Source organism: Nitratidesulfovibrio liaohensis (genome assembly GCF_011682075.1).
GTDB classification, from domain to species: Bacteria; Desulfobacterota; Desulfovibrionia; order Desulfovibrionales; family Desulfovibrionaceae; genus Cupidesulfovibrio; species Cupidesulfovibrio liaohensis.
Map to the genome: position 1 here is coordinate 1 of NZ_VSMK01000421.1, position 2,348 is coordinate 2,348.

The window sequence follows — 2,348 nt, forward strand, 5'->3', positions numbered from 1 at the left end:
CGTCCGGACGCGGCATGCCGCCGCCGTGGCCGCCGGGGCCACCGCCGCCCTGCTCGGGTCGGCGCGGCTCCATCTGCTGCCATTCTTCCAGCGTGACCTCGACCTCTTCGTTGGACTCGGTCAGCAGGGCCAGGCTGCCCCGGAACATGTTGGCGCGCAGCACCTTCACCGCGCCGCGCGAGGTCAGGTACTTCTTGCCCAGACGCGGGCAGCGCCGGTGAAATTCCTCGTAGTTTTCCTGCTCGTAGCTCAGGCAGCACAGCAGCCGCCCGCAAATGCCCGAAATCTTGGCCGGGTTCAGGAACAGGTTCTGCTCCTTGGCCATCTTGATGGTCACCGGGGCGAATTTGCGCAGAAAGCGGCGGCAGCAGCAGACCATGCCGCAGTTGCCCACCGCGCCGATCATCTGCGTTTCGTGGCGCACGCCAATCTGGCGCAGTTCGATGCGGGTGCGGTAATTCTTGACCAGATCCTTGACCAGTTCGCGGAAGTCGATGCGGGTCGGCGCGGTGAAGTAGAAGATGATCTTGCTGCGGTCGAAGAACACTTCCACGTCCACCAGCTTCATCTCCAGGCCACGGCCCCGGATGCATTCGTTGCAGAAGGCGCGGGCCTCGTCGCCCAGCTTCTCGTTTTCCGCCGCCTGCTCAAGGTCCTCGCCGCTTGCCACGCGCAGGATGGGCCGCAGGTCGGCCTCGGTTTCTCCCGCGTCTTCGGGCAGGTCGTCGCGCAGGGCCACCACTTCGCCGATGCCCTGGCCCTGATCGGTTTCCACGATCACCCTGTCACCCACGGCAACGGGCTGACCACCACTGAGAAAATAGTATATCTGTCCGTATTCACGGAACTTGATGCCGAGTATTCGTTCCATCGTGCTCGCCGGTTTCAGCCGGTTTACGCCCGTCCGGAAACATTCCGGCGGAAGGGGGTGCGAACGGATTACGCCGCATGGCCGCGTGGCGGCCATCTCCACCTTCCTTGGCGAAATAACCTCCTCTTTTCCGCTTTTATGGGGCACGTGTCAACAAAGCCGCACCCCGCGCGGCCCCGGCGGCAGCGCCCCCCTTCGGCTTGTCCCTGCCCGCGCATGTTCGCGACGGTTGCAACGCCCGTGCTCGTACCGTACAAGGTTCGAAGTCCATGTGACCCGTTTCACGAAGACCGTCCACCGGAGGCCCCCATGCTCCCTCGCGCCGAAGCCCTCGACCTACTGCGCTCGCACAACCCGGAACCCCACCTTGTCCAGCACGCCCTGGCCACAGAGGTCGTAATGCGCGGCTTGGCCGCCCGTTTCGGACAGGACGCCGAACTGTGGGGCCTGGCCGGGCTGCTGCACGACATCGACTACCCCCTCACAAAGGACACCCCCGAACACCATGGTCTGGTGGCCGTGGACCTCATCGGGGACAGGCTGCCGCCGGAAGCCGTGCAGGCCATCGTGGCACACAACAGCGAATGCACCGGCCGCGAACCGGCCAGCCTGTTCGACCGTGCCCTGCGCTGCGGCGAAAGCGTGACCGGGCTGGTCAGCGCCGCCGCGCTGGTGCGCCCCACCGGCATGGACGGGATGCAGGCCTCCAGCCTGAAGAAAAAGATGAAGGACAAGGCGTTTGCCGCCAGCGTCAGCCGCGAGAGAATCCGCGAGTGCGAGGCCATCGGCCTTGAGCTTGGCGAGTTCCTGACCATCGCCATCGAGGCCATGACGCCTGCCGCCGCAGAGTTGGGCCTGACTCGATAGTCGGCCAGCCTCTGCCCGCACGGGCCAGTCAGACCAGTCTGCCCAGTCAGGCCAGTCAGGCCAGTCTGCCAGGCGGGCCACGCCCGCGCGCCCCTTTCCGGCAACACCGACACCGCTCCAACGCACAACAGCCCCGAAGGAACCCCGCATGAAGCTCTCGTTCGTCATCGTCGCCGCCAACGCGGCGAAGTACATCGGCGACTGTCTTGCCTCGGTCCGCTCCGCAGCGGTCGAAATGACGGGCCTTGCCGAATCCGCCGACATCATCCTGGTGGACCGCGCCTCCACCGACGCCACCATTCGCAACGCGCGCGACATCGCGCCCGAGGCCATCATCGTCGAAGCCCCGGCCAGCGCCGGTTTCGCCGCCGCCGCCAACCTGGGCATCGCCCGCGCCAGTGGCGACGTGATCATCTTCGTGGACCCAGCCGTCACCCTGTGCCCCGGCGCAGCCCGCCGTCTGGCGGAACACATGGACACCACCCCCGCCTGCATGGTGGCTGGCGGCATGGTCACCGGTCCCAAGGACGCCGTACTGCGCGGCGCCGCCCGCCTGCCCGGCCTGATCGTGAAGCTGGCCCGCCTCAGCGGCCTGCCGGGCCGCCTGCCG

The 2,348-nt window shown here is 66.8% G+C and carries 3 protein-coding genes; 2 read left to right on the plus strand and 1 reads right to left on the minus strand.

Translation table 11 applies throughout. The features are described 5' to 3' along the window. The coding region (locus FVW27_RS13385; protein WP_279586633.1) for a PSP1 domain-containing protein at positions 1 to 871 on the minus strand (871 nt) is incomplete at its 3' end. Between the two features lie 309 nt (positions 872 to 1,180). Here FVW27_RS13385 and FVW27_RS13390 point away from each other — a divergent pair. Both FVW27_RS13390 and FVW27_RS13395 read left to right on the plus strand, forming a co-directional pair. Beyond that, positions 1,181 to 1,738, plus strand: coding sequence for an HD domain-containing protein (locus FVW27_RS13390; RefSeq protein WP_167125921.1), 558 nt, complete (start codon positions 1,181 to 1,183; stop codon positions 1,736 to 1,738). Between the two features lie 148 nt (positions 1,739 to 1,886). Next, the coding region (locus FVW27_RS13395; protein ID WP_167125924.1) for a glycosyltransferase family 2 protein at positions 1,887 to 2,348 on the plus strand (462 nt) is incomplete at its 3' end.